The sequence below is a fragment of the Bifidobacterium sp. B4142 genome (genome assembly GCF_026537325.1).
GTDB lineage: Bacteria > Actinomycetota > Actinomycetes > Actinomycetales > Bifidobacteriaceae > Bombiscardovia.
In genome coordinates, this window is the sequence record NZ_JAFNMJ010000006.1 from 23357 (window position 1) to 49602 (window position 26246).

Below are 26246 nucleotides of genomic sequence, written 5' to 3' on the forward strand. Positions count from 1 at the left end.
AAGGCGCAGACGGGATCAGACATGAGCAGAACGGACTATCATGACCGTCGGCAGCCCCAACAGTACAGACCTTACCGATGGCCGAAAGGCCTCGACGGTCATTCAGGGGAGATCTGGTTCGGTGGGGATTACAACCCGGACCAATGGCCGGAGCGGGCATGGACCGAAGATGTCGCGTTGATGAAGCGGGCTGGCGTCACCATGGTGGCACTGGGCATTTTCTCATGGGCGCGTCTGGAGCCAAGCGACGGAGTCTGGGATTTCGGATGGCTGGATCGGGCGGTGGCTTTACTAGGTGAAGCCGGTATCGCAGTGGACATGGCTTCGGCTACAGCTACGGCTCCGTACTGGCTTTATCAGGCACATCCTGAGGTGTTGCCCGTGAAGGCGGACGGAACCCTGGTCCATCCTGGTGCTCGACAATCCTGGAGGCCCACCTCATCTGTTTTTCGGCGCTATGCCCTCCGCCTTTGCAGGGTCATGGGAGAGCATTTCCGCGACAATCCGACTGTGGTCGCCTGGCATGTCGGCAATGAATATGGATGGAACAACGCAACCGACTACTCGCAGGATGCTTTGAAGGCCTTCCAAGGCTGGTGCCGCCGGCGCTATGGCAGCATCGAGGAGCTTAACCAAGCCTGGGGCAACGATTTCTGGTCCCAACGTCTGCAGAACTTCGATCAGGTTCCCCTGCCTGAACATGCCGGCGTGCGTGATGCCTTTATCAATCCAGCACTGCGTCTGGATTTTCGTAGATTCTGCTCAGATGCGCTGATGGATTTTTTCTGTGCCGAACGCGATCAGTTGCAGGAGCTCACGCCTGATAAACCCTTGACGACCAATTTCATGGTCTCTACAGACCAATGTGTCCTTGATTATGAGCGTTGGTCCCACCAGGTCGATTTCGTGGCCAATGACCACTATTTCGCTCATGGCCCCGGACACCTGGATGAGCTCCTCTGCTCGGATTCCCTGGTGGACGCCTATGCTCAACGGCATCCTTGGTGTCTGATGGAGCATTCCACATCAGCCGTCAATTGGCGCATTTTCAATGCTTCCAAGCGTCGAGGCGAACTGATCCGGGACGCTCTGGCCCACGTAGCTATGGGGGCGGATGCAGTCAACTTCTTCCAATGGCGGCAGTCCGCCTTCGGAGCAGAGGCCTTCCACTCGGCCATGGTCCCTCATGCAGGGCCGGATTCGGCAATTTATACTCAGGTTGCTGCTTTGGGAGACATTCTGCACAGGCTCTCCGGGAGTGGACTGGCCGGGACCCAATTGGAGCCCTCGCCTATTGCTCTGCTTTTCGATGCCGACTGCCAGTGGTCTATGGCTGATTCGACTCTGCCCGATTGTTCTCTGGATCATTGGCAGCAGGTCTATATCTGGTATCAAGCCTTGCTTGACGTCGGGCTCAGAGCGGACGTAATGCCGCTGAAAGGGCAGTGGGAGCGCTATGACGTCGTGGTGTTGCCCGCCCTGATCCTGCTGGACCAGAGGCAAGCCGGCCGTCTGCGAGACTACGTGAGCGAGGGCGGCCGTCTGGTGGTGGACTTCGCCAGTGGCATTATGGACGGCCATATGCACGTCGGTCTGGGTGGGTATCCTGCGGTTTTGCGTGATTTGACAGGTATCGCTTCCCAGGAGATGATCGCCTTGGGCACGAGAGGCCAAGGCGGTGGATCCATCCTGGTATCAGAGGGCATTGAGGGCAATATATGGGTCAACGATCCCTTGAGCATAGAGGATTCGGTAAGGGTGCTGGCTCGTTACCATGGGCGTCGTTCCTATGACCTCGACATGGCCGGAAAACCTGCGGCGACCATCCATGGATACGGTCAGGGCCGGGTTCTCTATCTCGGGACTGGTTTCACCAAGGAATCGCTGGTCTCGGTGATCAATCGGATCTTTCCTCCTGATTTTCTCACTGGCGCGGCAGGGGCAGGGTTGCATAACGGACGTGATGGCGACCCGCGGTTGGTGCACCTGATCAGGTCCGGGCCACAGGGCTGTTATCATTTCTATTTCAACCGGGGGTCGACAGTTGTCAGAGATGTGTCCACCATGGGTGAGGCTTTGGTAGTTCAACGAGCGACCCGGTCCAATGGAGGCGGTTTATCCGGTAATCAGTACACTATAGGAGTGCATGGTGTGGTGATCACCCGTCAATAGATCTGATTGCCATAGTGCCTTGGAGGTTGCTGCATTCTAGGGGGTGCCTATGGCTACGGATGAAGGACGTCCAGGTAAACGGATCACCTTGCGCGAGGTGGCCAGCAAGGCGGGTGTCTCGCTGAAGACCGCGTCCAATGTGATCAATGGCAATGGCCGTATGTCAAATGCGACCCGTGCGCGTGTGCAGCAGGTGATTGACGAATCGGGATACAAGGTCAATGCCGCGGCCCGCAATTTGCATCGAAACAAAACCGGTATCATTACGCTGGCCGTGCCTTCGCTGACACCTCCCTATCTGGCTGAATTGGCTAATAGGGTCATCGACAGCGCTCGCCTGCGGGACTATGCAGTATATGTCAGCACATATGCCGAGGGGTCCGCCAAGGGTGCGCATGAGATTTTGGCATCCTTTAATAGCACTATCAGCGACGGCATAATCCTTTCTATGTCGGAGCTTGAACGATTTGCCGTGGAGGACCTGAATGTACGCTATCCCCTGGTTTGCGTGGGTGCGCGGACCACCCATGGGGTGGCGGATCATGTCATGGTCGACGATGCCGAGGCAGCTCGGATGGCTGCAGAGTATCTATTTGATCGGTCGGTGCGTTCGTTGGCGGTCATCGGTCTGCATGCGCCGCTTGACCGGAATCAGTTGGAGGCTGCAGTCGAAGGCAATGCCGAGTTAAGGATGAAAGGCGTGCTTAAAGCGGTTCATGCCAGGGGGCTCCAGCTGGATGATCGGCTTCTGGGCGTTACCGGTTATGACTGGACCTTGGGCAGCGGGTATCTGGCCATGCAAAGGATATTAGAGGCGGGGATGCCGTTCGATGGGGTGGTTGCTCTCAATGATCAGCTGGCTATCGGCGCCCTGTCAGCTCTGACTGCTTACGGCAGAGCCGTGCCCGACCAGGTTCAGCTCGTCGGGTTCGACAACATCGAAGAGTCGGCCTATCTGCAGACTCCGCTCACTACCATGGATTCATGCTTGGGGTGGATCTCGCGGACCTGTGTTGACCGCGTCCTAGGACGTATTGGGGGCAGAGCTACGGTTCCCCAGGATCTTGTCATAGGATCGCGGGTCATAGCCCGCAAAACCACCCGGTAATCAGTTTTGTGTTTTGGAGTCGGCGGTGGAGGCAGTGACGGCAGGCGCATCGGTGTGGATGATGTGCATGTGACGCAGGAGCATGCGGGTCATCTGACGGCCGGAGCCGGCGCCGTTTCCGCGAACGCCGAAGTAGACCAGCAGGACCATGCCCAGGCAGATCAGTGCCGAGATGCGCAGAGCCCACTGCACCCCGAAAATGTTGGCTGCGATCTGGGTGGAGTGGCCGCCGCCCAAGGCGTTGTGGCGCAGGGTGGTGATGGTCTCCATAAGGATGACCAGGATGGGCGCGCCGACAGCTCCGGCGATCTGTCGGGCCGTGTTGGTGACGGCTGAACCGGCTGAAACATCCTTGGGGGCCAGGTTGTTCAGGGACCAGGTGGTCAGGGGCATCAGGGTGAAGCCCATGCCGATCTGACGGATGAACTGGCAGATGGAGACCAGGCCGATCCAGGTGTTGGCCCCAATCATGCTCATGGCGATGGTGCCCAGCAGCAGGACCGAGCAGCCGGTCATAGCTACGGGCCGAGCGCCCCAGCGGTCCAGCAGGCGGCCACCGAAGAACTGAGCGATGGCGGTGCCGATGGCCCCTGGCAGCATGACCAGGCCGCTCATGGTGGCTGAGAAGCCACGATCCGTCTGGATGTACATGGGCAGGATGACGGTGACCGAGCTGAAGGCGAAGAAGGACATAGAGGCGATGATGGTTCCTACGGTGAAGTTCTTGATCCGCAGCACATGCAGGTCCAGCAGGGGTTTGTCGTGGTTGAGCTGGCGGAGGACGAACCAGATGATTCCGATCAGGCCGACCAGCATGAAGGGCCAGGTCATGAAGGAGGTGATGGGGAAGTTCTCGATGTTGGTGAAGCCGAACATGAGGCCGCCGAAACCGAAGATGGACAGGGCCACTGAGAAGAAGTCCGCCTTGACGCTCTTGTCTCGCTGCCCGAAGTTGCGTAGACCAAGGATCGACAGGAGCAGCGCCACGGCCCCGCAGATGCTCAGCGTCAGGAAAATGGAGCGCCAGCCGTTGGCATCGGTCTGCCATCCGCCCAGGGTGGGGCCGATGGCCGGGGCCACGCTCATGGCCAGGCCCACGGTGCCCATGGCCATGCCGCGCTTGGCCAGAGGATAGATGGAGAAGACGGTGATCTGCAGGACGGGCCACATGGTCCCGGTGCCCACGGCCTCCAGGATGCGCCCCAGCAGAACCATGGCGAAGGTCTGCGATTGCCAGCTCAGCAGGGAACCCAGTGTGAAGACCGCCATGGAGGTGATGACGATTTGCCTAGTGGAAAAACGCTTGGTCAGAAAGCCGGTCAACGGCACCATGACGCCCATGACCAGCTGAAAGACCGAGGTCAGCCACTGACCGGTGGTCAGGGTGATGTGGAACTCGTCCACTATAGTGGGCAGTGCCGAAGCCAGCTGCAGCTGGGTGAAGTTGCCTAGGAAGGTGATGACGGTCAGGATGGCCAGCGACAGGAAGGCCTCACGGGTGAGTCTTCCGTTGACGAAGGCTCCATCCTTGCTGAGGGTCCGCCCCTGTTTGGCGAGCTCCTGCTTCCTCATGCAACCACCACTTCCTTTGGGCTCAGTTTCCGCTGCGTATACCACTCCCTGCGGTGCCGTCCTAGAAAAGGAATCAGGGCATACCGATACCGGTGACACTAAGAAAAGCTAGAGAGTGAAGCGTCTGACAATGTCCTTATAATATACCCGGCTGTGGATTGTGATTGAGCTTTTCCGCTTGGCTGACGCGGTTGCGGCGGCCTTGTCCTGCGGTCAGCGTTTCCAGTATGCTGTTGTTGAGCGGGCTTCGGTAATGTGAATGCAGGAGGGTCCGACACGGGCTGATGAGGACGGACGTTTGAAATGCAACGGCGGTCGAGGTAGGTAACATGCACGCACATGGTCATGGTCGTGGTAGATTTGCGGCCCTCCTCGTGTCCTTGGCAATGTTGATCCCCCTGGCGGCCTGCGGCGACAACGTCCCCATCGAAGGCGGCGGAGCAATCGATACTCCAGATCAAGCCTTGTTCCAAGGCGAGTTCGCCGGATCCGGCGCATCCTCCCAGCAGAGCGCCGACGAGGCTTGGATAGCCGGCTTCCGCAAGCAGCATCCAAGTGCGCGCATCTCCTATGATCCAGCAGGTTCCGGTGCTGGGGTCAACGCCTTCCTTTCGGGTTCGGCCATCTGGGCCGGCACTGATGCACCGCTGACTTCAGACCAGCTTGAGCGCTCGCGCAAGGTCTGCGGTTCCGGTACGGCCATTGATCTGCCCGTTTACGCCACCCCAATCGCCGTGGCCTATAATCTCCCCGATCTGTGGCCAAAGGGTTCCGGCGGCCATCTGCGGATGGACCCGGCTCTGATCGCCATGATCTTCTCCGGAAAGGTCACCAATTGGCGGGATCCGCGCATAGCAGCCCTCAATCCGGGGGCTAATCTGCCCGACTTGGACATCACGGTGATCCATCGTTCGGACAAGTCGGGCACTACGAAAAGTTTTCTGTCCTACCTGCACGACACGGCCGGGTCTGCCTGGCCTTACCCAGCGGGCGAGAATTGGCCCAACGACTTAGGACAGGGCGCCAAGGGCACTGCCGGAGTGGTCATGACCATGAACCAGGCGAAGGGTACCTTTGGCTATGCGGACGCGGCCCAGACCACGGGGCTGGGCACGGTGGCGGTCCAGGCGGGGAAGACCTGGCAGCCGCCTACAGCCAAGACCGTGGCCAACCTGCTGGATGCAGCCCAGCGGGATCCGCAGGCCAGCCAGCCCGGCCGGGTGGTCCTGACCGTGGACCATCGCACCAGCCGGGAGCATACTTATCCCATTGTTTTGGTCTCCTACAACGTGGTCTGCACCGCCTATCGAGATGATCAAGACGGATCCAAGACCCGGTTCGCCAAGGCCTGGCTGACCTATCTGCTGAGCGAGCAGGGTCAGCGCATGGCTGCGGCAAATGCGGGCAGCGCCGAGCTGGGGCAGGGGCTGCGCAACCAGGCCATGGCCTCGGTGGAGACCATCGGGGGGAAGGCATGAACGAGAAACTGGACGGGGCTGCAACCCTGAACAAGGCTAAACGGGCGGATCGGATTTTCAAGGCCTGCGCCACCGGTGCGGGCATTCTGATCCTGCTGGCCCTGGCTGCTGTCACCCTCTTTCTGATCCTGCGGGCCTTTCCGGCCTTCACTGGGGACCCAGATTCCCGCACCCAGGCCATCCTCTCCCTGAGCGGGGGGCGGGCGGGCAGTTTCCTGGGCTATGTGGGTCCCCTGGTTTTTGGCACCATTTTGATTGCCGGTCTGGCCCTGCTCTTGGCCTTCCCTGTCTCCCTTGGCATCGCCCTCTTCATCGGCTACTACGCTCCCGCCCGCCTGTCCACGTTGCTTAGCACGGTGATCGACCTGCTGGCCGCCGTGCCCTCGGTGATCTATGGGCTTTGGGGGGCTCTGGTCTTGGTTCCCAATATCACAGGCTTCTGGCGTTGGCTATCTGTTCATTTGGGATGGATTCCGCTGTTTGCCGGACCCGTTGCAGCCCCTGCCCGGTCCGTGGCCACTGTGGCCCTGGTGCTGGCGGTCATGATCCTGCCCATCATCACCTCGATCACCCGTGACATCCTGATCCAAGCCCCTCGATTGCAGCAGGAGGCTGCCTTGGCTCTGGGCGCTACAAAGTGGGAAATGATCCGGCTCGCGGTCCTGCCCTTCGGCCGTTCGGGCATCATCTCGGCCTCCATGCTGGGCCTGGGCCGCGCTCTGGGCGAGACCATGGCGGTGCTGATGATTCTTTCGCCAGGCTTCAGCTACTCCCTGCGGCTGCTGCAGGCTTCAAACAGTCAGACCATCGCTGCCAACATCGCCGCCCAGTTCCCGGAGGCGGACTCCCAGGGTGTGGCCCTTCTAGTGGCTACCGGTCTGGTCCTCTTCATCATCACCTTCATCGTCAACTACATGGCGCGCAGGATCACAGCGAAGGCGGGTGTATGATGGCGAGCCGAACTGATCGTGGGCCGGTCATCGATTTTGATCGTTTCAGGCCTACAAGGTCCTCCATCCGTGCTCGCAAGCGCAAGGACCGGCTGATGACCGTCCTGATCGGGTTCTCCTTCCTGGTGGCCCTGATTCCGTTGGTTTCGGTGCTCTGGGTCAGCCTGTCCAAGGGTGTGCGACGGCTGACACCGGACTTCCTCACCCACAACATGAGCGGTGTGGTAGGGGGCAACCCCACGCCGACCGGAGGCTATGGCGGCATCCTGCACGCGGTAATCGGCACCCTGGAGATTACCTTTGGATCCATGGTCATATCCATTCCGGTGGGCGTCATGTGCGCGGTCTACCTGGTTGAGTATGCCCATGGAGGCCGCCTGGCCAAGGCCATCAGTCTCATGGTGGACGTGATGAGCGGGATTCCCTCCATCGTGGCAGGCCTCTTTGCCTTCTCCATGTTCGCCTTGGTGGTTGGACCGGGCACGGTCAATGGCCTGGCCGGCTCCGTGGCGCTCTCCCTGCTCATGCTGCCCACGGTGGTCAAGACCTCCGAGGATATGCTGACGGTGGTTCCCAATGACCTGCGTGAGGCGGCCTATGCCCTGGGGGTGACCAAGCAGCGGACCATCACCCGTATTGTTCTGCGCACGGCCCTGCCTGGAATCGTCTCGGGCACTATTCTGGCCGTGGCACGGGTCATCGGGGAAACGGCGCCCCTGCTGATAGCCTCGGGCTTCATCGCCACCACCAACCCCAACCTCTTCTCCGGAAGGATGACCACCCTGCCGGTCTTCGTCTACAACGAGTATTCCCAGGGTCTGGCTGTCTGCGGGCCAGGCGCTGACCCGGGATGCCTGGCTGATGTCCACATGCAGAGGGCCTGGGCTGCGGCTCTGGTGCTGATCCTTATTGTTCTGCTGCTCAACCTGCTGGGGCGACTGGTCTCGCGCATTTTTGCTGTTGGGCGGACCCGTTGAGCGCCGCCATGAGAGGAACGGAGGCCGGAATATGGGCCAACGCATAGACATCAGCCATCTCAACGTCTACTACGGCGATTTCTTGGCCGTCCAGGACGTGAACATGCGCATCCGAGCCAACAAGGTCACCGCCTTCATCGGTCCCTCCGGCTGCGGAAAGTCCACGGTTCTGCGCACCCTGGACCGCATGCACGAGATCACCCCGGGGGCGCATGTGAGCGGGCAGGTGCTCCTGGAGGGGCGCGACCTCTATGGACCGGATGTAGACCCGGTCGAGGTACGGCGGGACGTGGGCATGGTCTTCCAGAGGGCCAATCCCTTCCCGACCATGTCCATCCGGGAGAACGTCCTGGCTGGCATACGGCTGAACAAGAAGCACATTGCCAAGTCTGACGCCGACGATCTGGTGGAGTGGGCCCTGCGCGGGGCCAATCTTTGGAACGAGGTCAAGGACCGTCTGGACAAGCCGGGCATCGGGCTCTCTGGCGGTCAGCAGCAGAGGCTCTGCATTGCCCGTGCCGTGGCCGTGCACCCCCAGGTCCTGCTCATGGACGAACCCTGCTCGGCCCTAGACCCCATCTCCACTCTGGCCGTAGAGGATCTGATCAACGAGCTCAAGCGGGACTACACCATCGTCATCGTCACCCATAACATGCAGCAGGCCGCCAGGGTCTCGGACTATACGGCCTTCTTCAATCTCAAGGCCGTGGGTCAGCCCGGCCACCTGGTGGAGATGGACGACACCACCACAATCTTCTCCAACCCGCACGAGCCGGACACCGAGCGTTACATATCCGGTCGCTTCGGCTGAGACAGAACCGGTCTGCGCACCCGCTCGTCAGGTATCATGGTTCCGGCATCCGTGGAAGGAGCGAGAGCATGGGAGCACTGCTGGAACCGGCCACCCTCTTGGGCATCATCCTGGTGGGCTACCTGTTCAAGCGGTTTGGACTCTTTCGCCCGTTGGACTACCGGGTGCTGCAGACTGTCGTGTTCGATCTGGTCCTGCCCGGGGCCATCATCTACTCCTTCGCCACCAGCCCCCACGATCCCAGCCTGCTTCTGGTCTCGGCCTTCGCCTTCGTGGCTTCGCTGACTCCACCCCTGGCCATCTTCCTGACCAGCAGGCATCGTCCTACGGCTCAGCGGGCTTTTCTTATGCTCAACGGATCGGGCTTCAACATCGGGTGTTTCTGCTTCCCCATGCTCCAGTCGCTGCTGGGCACGGCGGCCCTGGTCCCCGCCGCCATGTTCGACATCGGCAATTCGGTTATGGTCTCTGCCGGCACCAACGTCATGACCCAGGGGCTTCTGCATATTCGACCGGGCCAGTCCCTGGATCCCGATGCGGGGGAGACGGTCAAGCTGGATGACCCAGATGCCCGCAAACTCCACCGCAAGGCTGCAGCCCTCTCCATAGCCAAGGGCTTCCTGAGCTCGCCCTCATTCGACACCTACTTGGTCATGGTGGGATTTACGCTGGCCGGGATCTCATTGCCTGACTGGTCGGCCCAAATCACCCGTCCATTCTCGGCGGCCAACGCCTTCTGCTCCATGCTCATGGTGGGCATGCTCATGGAGCTGCCCGGCGGACGGGCTGACATCAAGGCCGTATTGCAGATTCTGGGCTGGCGACTGCCCTTCGGCATCCTGTTCGCGGCGGCCGCATGGTATCTGTTGCCCTTCGAACCCTTGATCCGTCAGGCGGTGGCCTTGTGCTGCCTGGCTCCGACGGCGGTTTTCGCCACCATGTTTACTGACAAGGTTCTTGGCAACGCCCGTCTGGCGGGATTCACCCTGGCTCTGACTGCGCTGATCGGTGCCGTGCTCATGGTTTTGGCGCACCTGCTGATGGGCGCCCTCTGAGGAATCAATCCTCCTTGTCGTTTTGGCGCTGGTCGCGGCGTTCCTGCTCCTGACGCAGGGTTCGGCCCTCGCGGGTGCGTTGCTTGTTGACTGTGGCGGCTGCAATCCGCTCGGCGGAGCGCTCGTCCTGTCCGCGATCGACTTCGCTGTCATGCACGTGCTGATACTGCTTCTGATCGTCCGGATCCCAATGATTGTTCCTGGCCATATACCCCTCCTCAACAGTGCCCGCCCATCAGCTCATCCCCATGTGGGACGGCTTCAGGGCCGTGCCGGTATGCCGATTATAGATGAGCGGAAGGTGGTGGGGCGGTATTGGAGCCTGGAGGAGGTCTTGTAACAAAAAAGCCGAGCGCTCGTGATATTCTGCTCTTGTCTCATCGCCAAATAAGACAATAAGGAATCGAATATGCATAAGCTATTTCGGCTTTCGGATAATAATACCACAGTCTCTACGGAAGTGGTAGCAGGCATTACCACCTTCTTCGCCATGGCCTACATCATCGTGGTGAATCCCTCGGTGCTTTCCACGGCGGGCATGCCTTGGGGTGCCGTCTTTCTCGCCACCCTGATCGCTGCTGTCATCGGCACTTTGATCATGGGTCTGGTGGCCAACGTGCCCTATGGCGTGGCGCCAGGTGTCGGGTTGGATGCCTTCTTCACCTTCACCGTGGTCAAGGGGCTGGGCTTCACTTGGCAACAGACCATGTGCATGGTCTTCCTGTGCGGCCTGATCAACATCCTGGTCACGGCCACCAAGCTGCGCAAGATGATCATCCAGGCCATTCCGCCCCTGCTTCAGCATGCCATCGGCGGCGGCATCGGCGTCTTCATCGCCTATGTGGGTCTGCTCAATGTGGGCATTATCAAGTTCGCGCCCGACAAGACTTCGGCAGCAGGCGCCAACCCTGGACTGACCACCTTCAACACCCCCGGGGTCATCCTCTTCGTCATCGGATTGTTGCTGACCGTCTTCCTTCTGATCTTCAAGTTCAAGGGCCGCCTTGCCTTCATCAACAAGGGCGCCTTCGTCATCGCCATCATCGCAGTCACGCTCCTGGGCATTCCCATGGGGGTCACCAGCATGGCCAAGTCGGTCGATCTGGGCCAGGCCTGGTCACAGCTGCCGCAGACCTTCCTGGCCATTTTCAGTCAGGATGGGTTCCCTGCCCTCTTCTCGGACCCGGCTAAGCTGCCCTTGGTTCTGGTGACCATCTTCGCTTTCTCCCTGTCTGACACCTTCGACACCATCGGTACCTTTGTGGGCACCGGCCGGCGCTCAGGCATCTTCTCAGCCGAGGATGAGCAGGCTCTGGAAAACGGCCGAGGGTTCAGCTCCAAGATGGATAGGGCCCTGTTCGCCGATGCTACGGCCACCTCCATCGGCGCCCTCTTCGGCACCTCCAACACCACCACCTATGTGGAGTCCGCAGCCGGCATCGCGGCCGGTGGCCGGACCGGACTGACCTCGGTGGTCATCGCCGCCTGCTTCGCGCTCAGCGCCGTCTTCGCTCCGCTGATATCGGCTGTGCCTTCGGCGGCTACTGCACCCGTTCTGGTCATTGTAGGCTGCATGATGATGGGCTCCTTCGCGGAGATTGAGTGGGGCGAGCTGTCTGAGGCCATTCCGGCCTTCTTCACAGCCATCTTCATGGGCTTTGCCTACTCGATTTCCTACGGCGTGGCCGCCGGCTTCATCACCTACTGCCTGACCATGGTCTGCAAGCGCAAGGGCAAGGAGGTCCACCCCATCATCTGGGCGGTCTCAGCCCTCTTCATTCTGGACTTCGTGCTCCAGGCCGTGCTCTAAGCACGTTTTCGCAAACACGGCATCCTCAAGAAGTATTTGTCAGGAGCATTCCCCGGTCGCGCAAGCAGTTGCCATGCGGTTGTCAGGGTTTGAGGGTGCGCATAGAGCAAAGTAGATACAGAGACCGCAGCAAGGCCCCGCCATGTATGTAGTGGCGGGACCTTGCTTGTTCGTGGCCTGGTGATGTGGTTGGCACTTCGGGTCAGTGCTCGTGTCGGACGTTCGTCCTTCCACCTTGTCCACTTTGCATTTCAACCCGCTGACGTTTTGCGGCCAAGCCACTGATTGCGGCCAGCGATCCAGCCAAGATGGTGATCAGGATGCCTGTTTCTCCTGTCAAGGGCAGGACGCCATAGTGGATGAAACGGAAGGCATTGGTCTCATCCTCGGGTTGTGGAGCCCCATTGAGCGTCCAAGTGATGCTGACAGTCGTGTCGCCGGCCTGGTGGTTTGGCGTCAGCACGGTCCATGCGCCGTCCTCCTGCCCCGTGAAGCTTGGACTGGTTCCTCTGGTGTTTCCGAATTTCACTGTGGATGGGATACCGAGTCTGAAGGGGAAGAGTGCGTCGACAGGGGAATAGGCTGTCTGCGTTGCATTGTTGCCCAAGCGTCCTTGGCCGTTGTCTCCCCAGCCCAAGGTGCTGCCGCTGGAGGCTATAGCCAGAGTGTGGTCAGTGCCAGCACTGACCTTGACGAAGTGGTCGATGCCTGATGGATTGCCCATCTTGGTTGGCTTGTTCAGGCTGCCTGTATTTCCGGTCCCCAGCATGCCTGATGAGTTTTGACCCCAGCCCCAGATGTTTCCGTTCTGGTCCAGAGCCAGTGAATTGCCGCTAGCTCTGCTGGCTGTCAACTGAGTGAACATGCTGACGTTTGTAGGCATGGCTACCAGGGACGGAGCAGTCCTTATGTTGGTGTCGCTCAGGCCGAGCTCTCCATTGCTGTTTCCGCCCCAGGACCATAGGCGTCCCAGCTCATCGAGGGCGAAGGAGTGGCCTGTGCTTGCCAATATTTGCACAGGCTTGAAGCCGCCTGTCGGGTTGGTGTCTGGCTTGGCCTGGACAGGTATGGAGGTGAAACCATTGAGTGTTACATCGCTCGTGTTGCCGAGGACACCGTTCTGGTTCGATCCCCAGCCCCAGGCATGGCCTTGGGTGTCAGTCGCCAGGGAATGTGAACCGCCCGCACTGACCTGTGCATAGCGGAATCCCGTCGTTTCGCCTTGCGGAGTTGCAACCTGGACGGGTCTGGTGGCGATTCCTGTCGTCGCTACAGTGCTAGAAGGAACGCCTAGTTTGCCGAACTCATTGGATCCCCAGCCCCAGGCTCTGCCCTGCTCGTCTACGGCGAGGACATGAGTGATTCCCGCGCTGATACCAATGAGACTGAAGTTTGTTGCCGTCATCCCGCTTGGGGCTTGCACGCGAATCGGGCTCGAGCTGTATGCAGCTGAGCCATTGGTAGCAACGGCATTGTTGCCCAGCTGTCCGGAGCTGTTGAGTCCCCATGCCCAGACGTGGCCCTGTCCATCCAGAGCCAATGAGAAGGCTCTTCCCGCACTGACCTGTGTGAATCGGATTACGCCTGTCGGTTTGGGAATCTGAACCGGCGTCAAGCGGTCCGTTGTGGTCCCATCGCCCAGCTGTCCGTATTTATTGGCCCCCCAAGAATAGACGTTTCCATCCGATCCGAGAGCCAATGAATGATCGTCGCCGGCACTGACTTGGCTGAACCTAATGCCCCGTGCTGCAGGTGGTATCAGGATCACCTTGGTCTGACCGCTGTCGGGACCCTGCTTGGGAGAGGTGGTCCATTGCCCGGCGCCTGCCGTCCAGTGGGCTGTCAGTTTCGTGGGACCCTTGACGGGGGAAGAAAAGTCGTAGGCCGCATCGCCGTTGAACCAGCCGTCGAATAGGAAGCCCGGTCGGGTCGGGTCTTGATCTGGTCTGGGAACCGTTTGGTCCTCGATGACCGACTGACTGGTGGTCTGGCTGCCGTCAGCCTTATCGAAAGAGACGACATATCTGGGCGGGTCATAGGTGTAATTCAGGATTTCATCGAACTGCTGGCCATAGAGATTCCAGGTAATGGTCGCATCTACTCGCCCCTTCCTATGAGCTGGGGTCATCACCTGCCAGTTCGTACCTGCTTTTTTGATATCGTTGACCAGTGTTTGGTCGAATTTGACCGCAGTAACATCTGGCGAAAGCGGGAAAGCAGCCAAGCTTGGTGTCAGCCTCATCGCCTGCTTATTATCCGTACCTATAGGAACGTCTGGATCACCTAACTGTCCGCCGTTGTTCCATCCCCAGGTGTACAGGTTTCCATCTGATCCTAATGCAGATGATTCTTCCCATCCTGCATTGATCTGAGCCCAAGTGAATTTCTGGGCAGTTGTAGATGTTGGTTGATTGACAATGTGTGGTCTATTGATGTATGAACCGTCGGTGCTTATATCTTTGATACCTAGTTGGCCGTGATCGTTTCGTCCCCAGGAATAGAGATTGCCGTCCGAGCCAATGGCTAGGACGTGAGAGTCTCTTATCATGACTCGTATCCAGGTAAACCCTGACGGTGCTCCGTTGGGTGGAGATATTAAAGTGGGTGTTTTTCTATCTTCTGCATTGCTGCCATCTCCTAGCCGTCCGTATCCGTTCCATCCCCAAGCGTAAAGATCTCCATTCGTGCTGATTGCGAAACAAGATGTATCTCCCGCGTTGAACTGGGAGAAGGTAACGCCGGCGGGTTGGTGGACCTGAACAGGAGTAGATCGCGGAATATCGGTCCCATCTCCTAGCCGTCCGTATCCGTTCCATCCCCAAGCGTACAAGTTGTTATCTGAGCCTAGGGCAAAAGAGTTATACCGTCCAGCACTTAACTGAGTGAAAGTGACTCCTGCTGGCCTGCTGACAAGTACAGGTTTGCTGCTATACGCATCGGAATTATCGGTGCCAGTAGGGACGCTGGTGTTGCCGAGCTGGCTGTACTCGTTCCATCCCCAGGCATAGAGATTGTGATCTGAGCCTAATGCCAGGGTGTGATCCCATCGGGTGCTTACTTGGGTCCAGGTAAATCCATTTGAGACACCGGCAGGCTTCGGAACCTGGATAGGAGCCGACCGGTTTGTGGTAGTTCCATCGCCAAGTTGTCCACGGGTATTGTTCCCCCAAGCATAGAGGTTACCGTCAGAACCTATAGCGAAAGAGGAATGGTCGCCAGCGGCAATGGTAGTGAAAGTGAATTGGGCTGACGTATTGGCCGGCTTGTTTATTTTCACTGGTGTTTGTCGCAGAGTGTTGGTGCTGTCGCCCAATTGTCCTGAACTATTATCACCCCAGGCGTAGAGGTTTTCATCCGACCCAAGAGCCAAGGAATGGGTTGCTCCTGATGTGATTTGAGAGAATTTGATGCCACGGATTGCTGGGGGAGTCAGTGTCACTGCAGTATTTCCCGATGCAGCTCCGTGCGCAGGTGCCAGAGACCAATGGCCATCGCCGGCTGTCCATTTTGCAGTCAGCTTCAGGTTGCTGGTGACGGGCTGGTTGAAGTCGTAGGCTACCTGGCCCGTAAACCAGCCGTCGAAGAGGTATCCGTGCTTGGTGGGATCTGTCGGTCGTTTCGCCAGACCTCCCGAAGGGATAATTTGTGCGACAGGGGCTTCTGTGTCAGCTTGGACCGTGTCAAAGGTGACCGAACATTGACTATTGGGGCAGGAGCTTATCGACCGAGTGGAAAGAGCGGGGCTTGCTGAGTCTAGTGAAGTGGGGGAGGGCAAAGCCGGAGAGGGTGTTAGTTGAATAGAGGAATCCAGCTTTTGAGTTATAGGTGGTGTGGAAATATTAGAGGGAATTTGAGTAGAGCCAGGTATACTTGAAGTCCCCCCCCCCCCCCCGTCCCCGGATTTTTCATGCTTTGCGATGCTATTGGGGATGCGGTGGCATCTGCCTGTGCTAGGTCAATCCACGAAAGGTTTGCCAATATAAACCCTGATACGATAATAGCTATAAGAGAAGCAATGCAGCATGCGCGATTCTTATATAACAATTGCATACGGTCCTTTTCAAAAGCAACAGCGCATACAACATTGCAACTGCATCTCCGACTCAATCCGCACGGCCAACGTGTATGTCGCTCAATTATGATTAGTTTATCACAGCTCTGGAATACCGAGGTTTCAGTGATGGCCTTCTCTCGCTTGACGATCGGATTATCAGCAGGTAATTGGAACAGGTCGTGTCTCAGGCAAAAAAGAACTTCCGGTAAGCCGAACTAGCCTACCGGAAGTTCCTGGTTGAGTTGTATGAAAACGAATCAGTACCAGTTGGATGACTGGGAATGAGCCCATGCGCCACAGGGTGTCCCATAGCGGCCCTGGATATAGTCCAGTCCCCAGACGATCTGAGTGTGGGCGTCTGTCTGCCAGTTGGGGCCGGCCGAGGCCATCTTGCTGCCGGGCAACGCTTGTGGAATGCCATAGGCGCCTGAGGGGTTGGCGGCATTGGTCCGCCAACCGGACTCCTTGTTCCACAGCTGCACCAGGCAGGTGAACTGGTCTTCGCCCCAGCCGCGGGAGGCGACCACATCGTGGGCGATGCTCTGGGCTTCGCCTACAGGCGTCGTGGTGGTAGTCGAGCCGGACTGTGCAGGGGTTCCGCCACCAGTGCCCACCAGGATTACCTTATCGACGGGGACGGTCTTAACGAAGGATGCGAAGATATTGCTGGCCAGATGTTTGCTGCCGGCTTCGGTGACCAGGCTAGTGGTCTCCATGACGCCATTCTGCCCCTCAGTCTTGACCTTGGTGGTGCCTGCCGGCAGGGAGTCGGTCTTTTCTTCGATGGTGTTGAAGGGGATGGGCGACTCGTCAGTTTTGACTTGGGCGTTGGCCCGGTCGATGCGGATGATGGTCTTCTCGTTGATGCGAGTGGTCAGCGACGGGGCGATCTGGTCTCCCGGCTGCAGGGTAATGTCCCCGGCTTCCAGCACGGATTTGACATCGGTGAAGCCGTTGCCCAGCACCACCTTGTTCTTCCCGTTGATCTGCACATTCACGTAGGATGTACCGGAGTTGGCACCGCCCGCACCATTGCGGATGGCCTGCCTAGTGCTGCTGCGGGACACCGTGCCAAGATCCTGGGTGGCGGAATAGGATGTTACGCCGGACTTGGCCGAGTTCTCAGTGGATGCGTAGAAGTCGCGCGAGGCGAAACCCGCGCCAATGACCATACCGAGAACAGTAACACCGGCGGCTAGACGCAGCCACTGACGCTTGGTCAGAGCCTTGACCGCACTCATCCGTCCTCTACGGTGGTTCGCCATTACTCTCCTCTGTTGGACCGACAGATCCTCAGTGATCAGTCGATTTAATGCTTCTTATCGACCGCATGCTTCCGGTAAGACCGAAATGGTCACTGGACAAATACATCTCTATTTTAGTACAAACCTGCCTTGGAGCCAACTCGACCGGCTCAGGGCTGCGCAGGGGTTGACAAATCGGCCTTACGTGCCTGGTTGATCAGGTCGTCCAGATCCGAAGACCTGAGCGCGCCGGCCTGCTTGAAGATGATCTGCCCCTGCTTGGTGATCATCAGCGTGGGCACCGCCTGGATGTCGGCCGCCGCGGCCAAATCCCGATTCTGGTCGATATCCACTTTACCGAAGACGATGTCGGTGTTGGCCTGCGAAGCCTTCTCGAAAATGGGGCCAAAGGCCTTGCAGGGCCCGCACCAGGTGGCCCAGAAGTCAATCAGCACCAGGTCGTTGTCCTTGATGGTCTGCTCGAAGTTTTCCGAAGTGATAGTCGTGGTGGTCATAATGACGCTCCTTGAAGTCGCTTGACTGTCGCGCGGGAAGCTCCCGTGTTTAGCAACCGCTTTCAACCATCAGCATTTCATCAAGGCTGGAGAAAGCGCCCGAATATGCTCTGGGTGGAGATGTCCGTCGGGGTCCCGTGGGCGGTCAAGCCTGGTGCGGATAATGGAACCATGCCAGTGCTGAACGACGAGATTCCCGATGATGACGACTTCGATGCCGATCGCGACCGTGGCGCCTTCTCGCACATCACTCCAGAGGACTTCAACCGGGGTTTTTCGGGTTCGAATCCTCCCGGATGGCTGGACCGTGATGCCATTGACCGTGCGCGGCGATGCCTACCCATGCCCTATGTGGAGGTAGTGCCGGTTCGCGTGGATGAAATGAGCGCTGTCACCCAAGTGGGCACTCTTCTGCGCGTGGATGATCAGGGCAACATTGAACGCACCCTGATCACCGGACGGATCCTCTACCATGAAACCATCAGGGAGGCTCTGGCCAGAAACATCGCCAAGGATCTGGGCCAGCTGGCCCTGCCTATGCTGCCTGCCAGCCCACAGCCCTTCACCGTGGCTGAGTTCTTCCCCACACCGGGGGTCTCGGAGTACTACGACCCCCGCCAGCATGCCATCGCTCTGTGTTATCTGGTGCCGGTGGCCGGGGACTGCAAGCCCCAGGACGAGACCCTGGATGTGGAGTGGATCGATCCCAAGGCGGATATGCTGGAGTCCTTCATGAGCCAGATGCCTGGTGGGCACGGCAAGGTGCTGATGAGCGCCCTGACCTGGGCTGGTGCACTATGAGCCGTGAAACCTTGGAGGCGGGCATGAACATCGTCAATACCGTATATCGACAAGGGGAGGGGCTGCCCTTGGTGCTGGTCCATGCTTTCCCTGTGGACCACCGCATGTGGAATCGGTGTGCGGCCTTGCTGATTGACCAGGCGGATCGTGCTGGTATGGCCCCCTTTCCTGTCTTTGCGCCAGATATGCCCGGAGCAGGCGATTGCCCCCTGCCTGAGCCGGCGTCCTGCGGCCCGGCAGACTCTGATGGCGCCCTGCCTAGTGCTCTGGATGCCATGGCTCGAGCCTTTGTGGATATGGTCGCCGCCACGGGGGCGCAGAAGGCCATCTGGGTCGGACTTTCCATGGGAGGCTACCTGGTCGAAGCCATAGCCAGACTTTATCCACAGATGGCGGCCGGGCTGGCCCTGTGCGACACCACCATGATGGCTGACCGTCCAGTCTCCCGGGCCAACCGGCTGCGGATCGCCCAAACTTGTGAGGTGGAGGGGACGCTGGATCCGGTCATGCACTTCGCCAGGCCTCAGGAGGGCGATTCCAAGGTCAAGCGTTCGTCTGCTTTCGTGCAGACCATGACCGAATGGATACAGTCCCAGGATCCTCGCGGCATCGCCTGGCGAGAGCGGATGGCTGCAGGCCGCCCGGATCAGAGCGATCTTGTCGGCCGCATCAGGGTGCCCGTGGCTCTGGTCAGCGGTCGCTGCGATCCATCCAGCCCCCCACGTGCCATGGAGCCTCTGGCCCAGGCCATGCTTCAGGCAGGAACCGACGTTACTTTTACCGCTATCGACGACTGTGGCCACTTCAGCGCCGTCGAGCATCCGCATCAGGTGGCCGTTGCCCTGTTGGATCTGGTTCGTCGCGTGGGGAGGCTCTCATGAGCAATCCTAAAACGGTCTTCTCCCCGTTGGCACTCACCGAGCCCCTGCCCTTCCTGCCCCTGGCACAGGGGGATGTGGACTACGACACGGCATCGCGGCCGCAGCCCGGTCTGCTTGACCACCTGCTGGACCAGGACGGCACGGGGGTCATCCTGGTGAGGGGCGAGAAGGTGGCCGTGCCCAGGGGGGAGGGAGCCTTGTCTGGCCGCACCGGAGCCAGCATCCGTCTGGCCACACTGCCCGCTGCATACTTGCGGGGTCCTCTAGCAAGCTCGACAGACCAGTTCGAGCCGCCCTGCTACTACCTGGGGAAGGCCGACCAGCAGGCCTGGCTGGCCCTGGATCTGGATCTAGCCTGTGCCGGTCGGGTCGTCCATGACCCTCTTCGTGACCTGGTTCAGGCTGCGGATCAGCGCTTCGACTGGCTTGGCCTGCGCGAGTATGCCCCTCATGGACATCCGCGTCAGGTGGGCCTGGCAATCTGCGCAGTCGCTCTGTCCGTATGGCATGGACTCCAGGTCTTCTGTCCCCACTGTGGCGCACCGGTTCATCCCTGCCAGGCTGGATGGGCTCAGATCTGCCAGGGGAATGTGTCGGGGGACAGACACACGCTCTTTCCCCGCATCGAGCCCGCAGTGATCATGACCGTGGTGGACGGCCATGATCGGCTTCTGCTCCAGCACAACCGGAAGTGGGTTCCTGGCTTTCGTTCGGTCACTGCTGGATTCGTTGAGGCTGGAGAGAATCTGGAGCATGCAGGCCGGCGTGAGGCTCTGGAAGAGGTGGGCCTGAATTTGGGGGAGATGCGTTACCTGGGCTCTCAGCCCTGGCCTTTCCCCTCCTCCCTGATGGTGGCCTTCAAGGCCAGATCCCTGAATACGAATATCCGGGTGGATGGTCAGGAGACCGAGGATGCCGGCTGGTTCACACGGGAGGAATTCAGCAATGCTCTGGCCTCGGGCCGGTTGCACATACCCCAGGCGGCCAGTGTTGCCAGACATATGATTGAACAATGGTATGGCAGCGAGCTCTGACCTGTTTGGGAAGGCCCGTGCCTTTGGGTTTGGTTCTGTCGTAAAATATTTTGTGGAAATGTAAGTAGCGAAAGGTGCGTTATGGCCATGGAGGGGCAAGAAGAGCCTCGTATTCCGGATGTCGACCAGACTGAAACTGTGACCATGCCGCCCGCGACCGGTAACGGGCCCGACCCAGTGGACCTGTTCGCCGACGAACAAGCAGAGCGGGCTTTCGGCGCAGGTGCCAGCGACAAGACTCCTTCGAGTGGTCATCGAGGACGCACTATCCTGGCCATGTCGCTTCTGGCTGTGCTGATTCTGGTAGGCTGCTGGTTCGGCGTTCGTGCTTTCTTCCGTGATCGGGTGGCCCCCGGCGTCACCTTAGGCGGAAAGGTCATGATGGGCCGGACCAGCGACCAAGTCCGGCGGATCGTCGATCAGCAGGTGCGCGACTCCCAGGTGGAGCTCAAAGGCAATGGCGCCTCTGCGCGGGCTGGGTTGAAGGATTTGGGCGTGAGCGTGGATCAGGATGCCACAGTCACAAGAGTCATGACAGCCAAGGGCTCTGCAGGCCTCTCCCGGCTCAACCCCTTCTATAGCGAGGCGGTGCCGCTGGTGGCAGAACGGGATCAATTGGCCATGAATAAGTATTTGACTGAACGTTTCATCCCCAGTCAAGATCGCTCTGTTCCTTCCACCATCGTCTTTGATTCCGGTGCTCATGCTTTTAGAGCCCAGGAGGGACGTGGCGGCAAGGGGGCTGAACTGGGCCGTGTGCAGAGTGCTGTCTCCTCCTTGATAGACCAGCCAGGCAGGCAGCTGGCTGTTGGGCTGGTCTACAAGGATGTGGGCATGCCCATCAGCCTGGACACCGCCAATCAGGTGGCATCTCAAGCCAACCAACGGCTGGCCAAGGATCTGGTCATCAAGGGAGCTGATGACGATGTCATGACTGTTCCGGCCGCCACTGTAGCCACCTGGGTCAAGCCGGTGACAGACCTCAGCAAGGGAACCATGGAGCTGGGCTTCGATCGGCAGGCCATCCAGCAGTATCTGGATCAGGAGCTAGCTCGGCATCTGGATCGGGATATGGTCACCGCCGTCAATGTCAAGAACACCAAGGGCGATGTAGTGGCTGAGACCACCAAGGGCGTAGACGGGGTCCGTGTTACGAATGTGCCCGCCACAGCTGATCTGGTCGTCAAGGCCCTGGTCCAGGGCGACGTGAACCCGATCCAGGCGAGCGCTGAGGTCACGCCTCACAAGGAGCAGACTCGGGTGGCCCGCTATGACGTGCCTGACGGCGACATCTGGATCCGAGTCAACCTGAGCGATCAGACAGCCACCGCCTACCATGGGACCACCGAGGTTAAGGCCTTCCCTATCTGTTCGGGCAAGCCCTATGACGGGGACTGGTCAGATACAGGCACTTTCTTCATCAATGTGCGCTATACCGTTCAGACCATGCGCGGCCCCGGCTACGTGTCGCCCAATGTCAGATGGGTCTCCTACTACAATGGCAGCGAGGGCTTCCATACGGCCGATTGGAACTACGGAGGCATTGCCAAGGGCGACCCCACTCACTACGGATCACACGGCTGCATCAACATGTATGAGCAGGATGCCAAATGGATCTACGACAACGCACCGGTCGGGACCATGGTCAAGGTGGAGGGACAGGTTCCGCCAGGTCCGGCCCGATAGGTGCAACTGTCGCGGCAGACGGCCGAGTAGGCTGGAACCATGAGCGATGAACACAGTGATGGAACTTCCCGTCTGGATGTGCCCGACCATCTGCAGTATTCCCAGGATCACGTCTGGATCGACCCTAGCCAGTCCCCGGCGCCCATGGGTGTGACCGAGTATGCGGCGGATCAGCTGGGAGAACTGGTTTTTCTGGACCTGCCCGAGACCGGCACCCACGTCGATGCCGGTGATGAGGTCATCGAGCTGGAGTCCTCCAAGGCTGTTGAGCCGGTGGTCTGCCCGGTGGCGGGCACCATCGCCTACGTCAACAGGGCGGCCTCGGACGATCCGGAGGTCATCAACTCCGACCCCTATGGGGAAGGCTGGATAGCCAAGATCGATCTGGAGGACGATGAGCCCGATCTGATGAGCGCCGAGGAGTACGGTCAGCTGCTGAAGAGCCTGAACTGACGGTCCGGTGATGACCAGGCGATCCGGCCGCAATGAAGGGCCTCTGCGGGTCCGATCGGTCAGCACTACCTTCGATTCGGCCGCGCCCGGTGAGGGCATCGAAAGCAGACCAGCCCCGGTGCGTCTGCTGCGTCGCCTGATTACTGGCGCTTTCGACCTCTGGGTGGGGCTGTCCATCAATATGACCGGCCGCCTGGGCTGGTCGCCCGACGTTCAGCCCTATGTGGGCTACGGCACCGAATCATATTCCCGGCTGATCTGCCGCACCATTCTGACTGACGGCCGCAGACGCGGGGATCCGGCCATTCGGGGCATCCGTGGCCTGCTGACCGTACCTGCGCCCAGGACCAGGGTCAGTCTGGCCATCGACAGCACTGCCATCGGGAGGGTCCAGGTGGGTGACTCCTCGGTCTACGATGCTGTCGATCCCGCCCGCAGCCTGAGCGCGGATGCGGTCTTCTCGGACCGATCGGGCTATCTGGATCTGGTGGCCGAGCATGGTCTGGTCCCAGGCGTGCACCGTGTCTCCTACCAGGTACGGGGCCGCCGGCCCATCAATGCGCCGCTCTACATCGTGCCCGGTCAGACTCCTGTCGGCGTCATATCCGACGTGGACGACACCATCATGATCAGCCAGGTGCCGAATCATTGGAAGGCTGCCTGGAACCTGCTCCTTTCGAATCCGCACCGCCGGTCCTCGGTGCCGGGCATGGCCGTGCTCTACAACCGCATCCGCGATCTGGACCCCCGGATGCCTTTCTTCTACCTGTCGGCCTCGCCCTGGAATGTGGAGGGATCCATACGCGGATTCATCCGCGATCATGGCTTTCCTGCCGGGCCTCTGCTGCTACGGGATCTGGATCCCAGGCCCAAGACCTTCGTGCCTTCCATCGTGCAGCACAAGATGGAGTTCATCCGCCAGCTCATGGCCGACTTTCCCAAGATGCGCTTCGTGCTCATGGGCGACGACGGCCAGAGCGATCCCTCCACCTTCGCTCAGGTGGTACGGCAGTATCCGGGCCGGGTCCTGGCCATCGGCATCCGTCAGTTGAGTCCCCAGGAGACCGGGCTGGGAACCTTGGTCAAGCGCACTGCCACACAGCCGGTGCCCGTGACGGAGGTGCCTGTCTTCTACGGGACCACGGGCGCCAATCTGATGCGGACCCTGCTGCCTTATCTGCGTCGCCGCGCCCGAATATAATCGCCCCATGAGTTTTTCGGCCGTCAACCCCGCCCCTCCTCGTGCGGAACGCCGTCCTGCTGATCGATGCTTTCATGGGGATCACTTCGAGGATCCCTACGAGTGGATGCGCAACCGGGAGGATCCTGCCACCAAGGCCTACGTGCGCGACCAGAATCGCTACTGCCAGGAACGGCTTGCCGGCCAGAAGGGTTTGCGGGCCACCCTGCTCAAGGAGTTCACCGACCGGGTGCAGCAGACCGACATGTCGGTGCCCACTCGGATGCATGGTTACTGGTACTTCTCCCGGACGCTCAAGGGCCAGGAGTATGGGGTGCAGTGCCGCCTGCCGGTGCGCGACCAGCATGACTGGGACCCTCCTGCTGTCCAGGCCGATGCAGCACCTGGATCCATGCCTGACGAGGAGGTCATCTTCGACGCCAATGCCGAGGCCAAGGGGCATGACTTTTTCTCTCTAGGATGTCTGGACCTGAGCGCCGATGGCCGTTGGATGCTCTATGGACTGGACACCAGGGGCAATGAGCGCTACGACCTGCGCATTCGTGATCTATGTCAAGGCCGAGACCTGCTTGATCGAATCGACCAGGTCTCCTCAGGGGCAGTGCTGACCCCCGACGGCCACTGGGTCTTCTACACCGGCCTGGACAAGGCCTGGCGTCCGGACACGGTTTGGCGGCATAAGGTGGGTACTTCGGCCGATCAGGATGTCATGGTCTATCAGGAGGATGATGAGCGCTTTTGGGTGGGGCTGGGCCTGAGTTACGACGAATCCGCCATGCTGATTGCCACCGGGTCCAAGATCACCAGTGAGGTGCTCACGCTGGACCTGAAGGATCCGCAGGGCGAATTTGTGCCCCTGATCCCCCGCAAGGAGGGAATCGAGTACGACATCAGCCTGGCCCGGTTCGAAAATGCCGGTCCCGCGGGGGAGGACCTGCCGGTGGCTGTGGTCTATCACAATGTGAACAACCCCAACTTTGAGGTGGATCTTATCGATCTGCGCAGCCATCGTCCGCCATTTCGGCTGGGAGAAGGGGTGCGGCTGGCCCAGGGCAGCCCCTATGGCTGCGAGCGCTCCGGAGACCTAGCCTCCCTGCCGCCAGAGAAGCCCTATCGGGATCCAGGCAATCCGGCCATCCTCCAAGGCGCTCGTGGGCTAGGCATCGAGGGGCTGGGCATCCACCGCAGCTTCGTGGTCCTGACCTACCGGGCCGACAGCATGCCCCACATGGCTGTTATCGCCAAGGACCAGGCGCTGGAGGATCTGCGGGCGGGCCGACCCTGGCGCTTCCGCGAGGTTCTGCCCGACCAGGCCAGGGACGGCATCGACCGTCTCTACAGCATAGGCCCCACGGACAATCCCTCCTACAAGGCTCCTGGGCTGCGCTACATCCGGGGCAGTTATGGGACCCCCGCCGAGCTGCGGGAGCTGGATCCGGTCCGGGGCGTGGATCGGTTGCTCAAGCGGGCCAGGGTGCTGGGCGACTTCCGGCCGGAGCGCTACGCCGAGCGTCGAATTCTGGTCCGTGTCAGGGATGGGGCCCTGGTGCCGGTCTCCCTGGTCTGGCGGCGAGGCATGCATCCGGCGCTGGATGCCTGCGGGAGGACTGGTCTTGATGACACGGTCATTCAGGCCCCCGACCATCCTGAGCGCCGTCCCTGGCCGGACCAGGATCAGGACAAGCCTGCTCCCATGTTCATCACCGGGTATGGAGCCTACGAGATCAGCCAGGACCCTGGTTTCTCCACAGGCAGGCTCAGCCTGCTTGACCGAGGCGTGCTCTACGCCGTCCCCCATGTGCGTGGCGGCGGGGAGATGGGCCGCGCTTGGTACGAGCAGGGCCGTCGGCTGCACAAGGTCAATACCTTCCTGGACTTCATCGACGTGACCGCCGCACTGCAGGCTCAGGGCTGGGCGGATCCCCGTCATACCGTGGCCAACGGCGGGTCGGCCGGTGGGCTGTTGATGGGGGCCGTGGCCAATATGGCTCCCCAGCTCTATGCCGGCATCGAGGCGGATGTGCCCTTCGTGGACGCGCTGACCAGCATCCTGGACCCGAATCTGCCGCTGACCGTGACTGAATGGGACGAGTGGGGAGACCCTCTGCATGACCAGCAGGTCTACCGGTATATGCGCTCCTACTCGCCCTATGAGAACGTTCCTGACGCCGATAGCAGGCTCCGGCTCTTCAACAGCGACCACTTCCCTGCCATCCTGGCGACCACATCCATGAACGACACCCGTGTGCTCTACGTGGAGCCGCTCAAGTGGGTTGCCAGGTTGCAGGAGCCGCAGGTAGGTGCCGATGCGCTGATCAGGATCGAGGTCCAGGCAGGCCACGGAGGCATCAGCGGACGCTACCGGCAGTGGGAGGAGCTGGCCTTCGAGAACGCCTGGTGCCTGTCCATCATGGTTCCTGAAAGCCGCTGAACCTGGCCTGTCC

The 26246-nt window shown here is 60.0% G+C and carries 20 protein-coding genes; 15 read left to right on the plus strand and 5 right to left on the minus strand.

The window, feature by feature from the left end; all coding sequences use genetic code 11:
* Positions 1-21 precede the first annotated feature (21 nt).
* Entirely contained in the window at positions 22-2172 is a 2151-nt protein-coding gene (locus J3U06_RS08275; RefSeq protein WP_267444896.1) for a beta-galactosidase, read from the plus strand.
* 49 nt (positions 2173-2221) lie between these two features.
* Entirely contained in the window at positions 2222-3280 is a 1059-nt protein-coding gene (locus tag J3U06_RS08280) for a LacI family DNA-binding transcriptional regulator (RefSeq protein ID WP_220236896.1), read from the plus strand.
* On the opposite strand, the gene J3U06_RS08285 is transcribed toward J3U06_RS08280, so the two are convergent.
* Complete coding sequence (locus J3U06_RS08285; protein ID WP_220236897.1) at positions 3281-4852, minus strand: MDR family MFS transporter; 1572 nt, start codon at positions 4850-4852, stop codon at positions 3281-3283. It abuts the gene before it with no gap.
* A gap of 329 nt (positions 4853-5181) precedes the next feature.
* Here J3U06_RS08285 and J3U06_RS08290 point away from each other — a divergent pair, with 329 nt between their 5' ends.
* The 5 genes from J3U06_RS08290 (at position 5182) to J3U06_RS08310 (ending at position 10123) form a co-directional block, all read left to right on the plus strand.
* Entirely contained in the window at positions 5182-6330 is a 1149-nt protein-coding gene (locus tag J3U06_RS08290; RefSeq protein WP_267444897.1) for a phosphate ABC transporter substrate-binding protein PstS, read from the plus strand.
* Positions 6327-7280: a phosphate ABC transporter permease subunit PstC gene (pstC, locus tag J3U06_RS08295; protein ID WP_267444898.1), complete on the plus strand. Its 954-nt coding sequence runs from the start codon at positions 6327-6329 to the stop codon at positions 7278-7280. Before J3U06_RS08290 ends, pstC begins: the two co-directional genes overlap by 4 nt.
* A complete protein-coding gene (gene pstA / locus J3U06_RS08300; protein ID WP_267444899.1) occupies positions 7277-8257 on the plus strand; it encodes a phosphate ABC transporter permease PstA in 981 nt (326 codons plus the stop codon). The genes pstC and pstA overlap by 4 nt, the downstream gene beginning before the upstream one ends.
* A 31-nt stretch (positions 8258-8288) precedes the next feature.
* Positions 8289-9068 (plus strand): phosphate ABC transporter ATP-binding protein PstB, encoded by a 780-nt coding sequence (pstB, locus tag J3U06_RS08305; protein WP_267430676.1) that lies wholly within the window; start codon positions 8289-8291, stop codon positions 9066-9068.
* A 68-nt stretch (positions 9069-9136) separates the two neighbouring features.
* Positions 9137-10123 carry an AEC family transporter gene (locus tag J3U06_RS08310; protein ID WP_267444900.1) on the plus strand — a complete coding sequence of 329 codons (987 nt, stop codon included), beginning with the start codon at positions 9137-9139 and terminating at the stop codon, positions 10121-10123.
* A gap of 4 nt (positions 10124-10127) precedes the next feature.
* On the opposite strand, the gene J3U06_RS08315 is transcribed toward J3U06_RS08310, so the two are convergent.
* The gene (locus J3U06_RS08315; RefSeq protein WP_220236903.1) at positions 10128-10331 is read right to left on the minus strand and encodes a hypothetical protein; all 204 of its coding nucleotides are present in this window, start codon (positions 10329-10331) and stop codon (positions 10128-10130) included.
* 201 nt (positions 10332-10532) lie between these two features.
* Between J3U06_RS08315 and J3U06_RS08320 the strand changes: the two genes are divergently transcribed.
* Positions 10533-11933 carry an NCS2 family permease gene (locus tag J3U06_RS08320; RefSeq protein ID WP_267444901.1) on the plus strand — a complete coding sequence of 467 codons (1401 nt, stop codon included), beginning with the start codon at positions 10533-10535 and terminating at the stop codon, positions 11931-11933.
* A gap of 202 nt (positions 11934-12135) precedes the next feature.
* Here the strand turns inward: J3U06_RS08320 and J3U06_RS08325 are convergent, their stop codons facing one another.
* From J3U06_RS08325 to trxA, 3 genes are all read right to left on the minus strand, one after another.
* Positions 12136-15708 carry an InlB B-repeat-containing protein gene (locus J3U06_RS08325; RefSeq protein WP_416378955.1) on the minus strand — a complete coding sequence of 1191 codons (3573 nt, stop codon included), beginning with the start codon at positions 15706-15708 and terminating at the stop codon, positions 12136-12138.
* 536 nt (positions 15709-16244) lie between these two features.
* Complete coding sequence (locus J3U06_RS08330) at positions 16245-17228, minus strand: G5 domain-containing protein (RefSeq protein ID WP_324123865.1); 984 nt, start codon at positions 17226-17228, stop codon at positions 16245-16247.
* Positions 17229-17401: 173 nt separating this feature from the next.
* Positions 17402-17746, minus strand: a complete 345-nt coding sequence (gene trxA / locus J3U06_RS08335; RefSeq protein WP_267401117.1) for a thioredoxin — start codon at positions 17744-17746, stop codon at positions 17402-17404.
* Positions 17747-17917: 171 nt separating this feature from the next.
* On the opposite strand from trxA, the gene J3U06_RS08340 reads away from it, so the two are divergent.
* From J3U06_RS08340 to J3U06_RS08370, 7 genes are all read left to right on the plus strand, one after another.
* Complete coding sequence (locus J3U06_RS08340) at positions 17918-18547, plus strand: NUDIX hydrolase family protein (RefSeq protein WP_267401119.1); 630 nt, start codon at positions 17918-17920, stop codon at positions 18545-18547.
* A gap of 23 nt (positions 18548-18570) precedes the next feature.
* Positions 18571-19428 (plus strand): alpha/beta fold hydrolase, encoded by an 858-nt coding sequence (locus J3U06_RS08345; RefSeq protein ID WP_267401200.1) that lies wholly within the window; start codon positions 18571-18573, stop codon positions 19426-19428.
* Positions 19425-20462, plus strand: coding sequence for an NAD(+) diphosphatase (gene nudC / locus J3U06_RS08350; RefSeq protein ID WP_267401120.1), 1038 nt, complete (start codon positions 19425-19427; stop codon positions 20460-20462). The genes J3U06_RS08345 and nudC overlap by 4 nt, the downstream gene beginning before the upstream one ends.
* Positions 20463-20549: 87 nt before the next feature.
* A complete protein-coding gene (locus J3U06_RS08355; protein WP_267444902.1) occupies positions 20550-22148 on the plus strand; it encodes a L,D-transpeptidase family protein in 1599 nt (532 codons plus the stop codon).
* Between the two features lie 39 nt (positions 22149-22187).
* Positions 22188-22601, plus strand: a complete 414-nt coding sequence (gene gcvH / locus J3U06_RS08360) for a glycine cleavage system protein GcvH (RefSeq protein ID WP_267401122.1) — start codon at positions 22188-22190, stop codon at positions 22599-22601.
* Between the two features lie 10 nt (positions 22602-22611).
* Positions 22612-23802, plus strand: coding sequence for an App1 family protein (locus J3U06_RS08365; protein ID WP_267444903.1), 1191 nt, complete (start codon positions 22612-22614; stop codon positions 23800-23802).
* 7 nt (positions 23803-23809) lie between these two features.
* Positions 23810-26233: a S9 family peptidase gene (locus J3U06_RS08370; RefSeq protein ID WP_267444904.1), complete on the plus strand. Its 2424-nt coding sequence runs from the start codon at positions 23810-23812 to the stop codon at positions 26231-26233.
* The last annotated feature ends 13 nt before the right edge of the window (positions 26234-26246 follow it).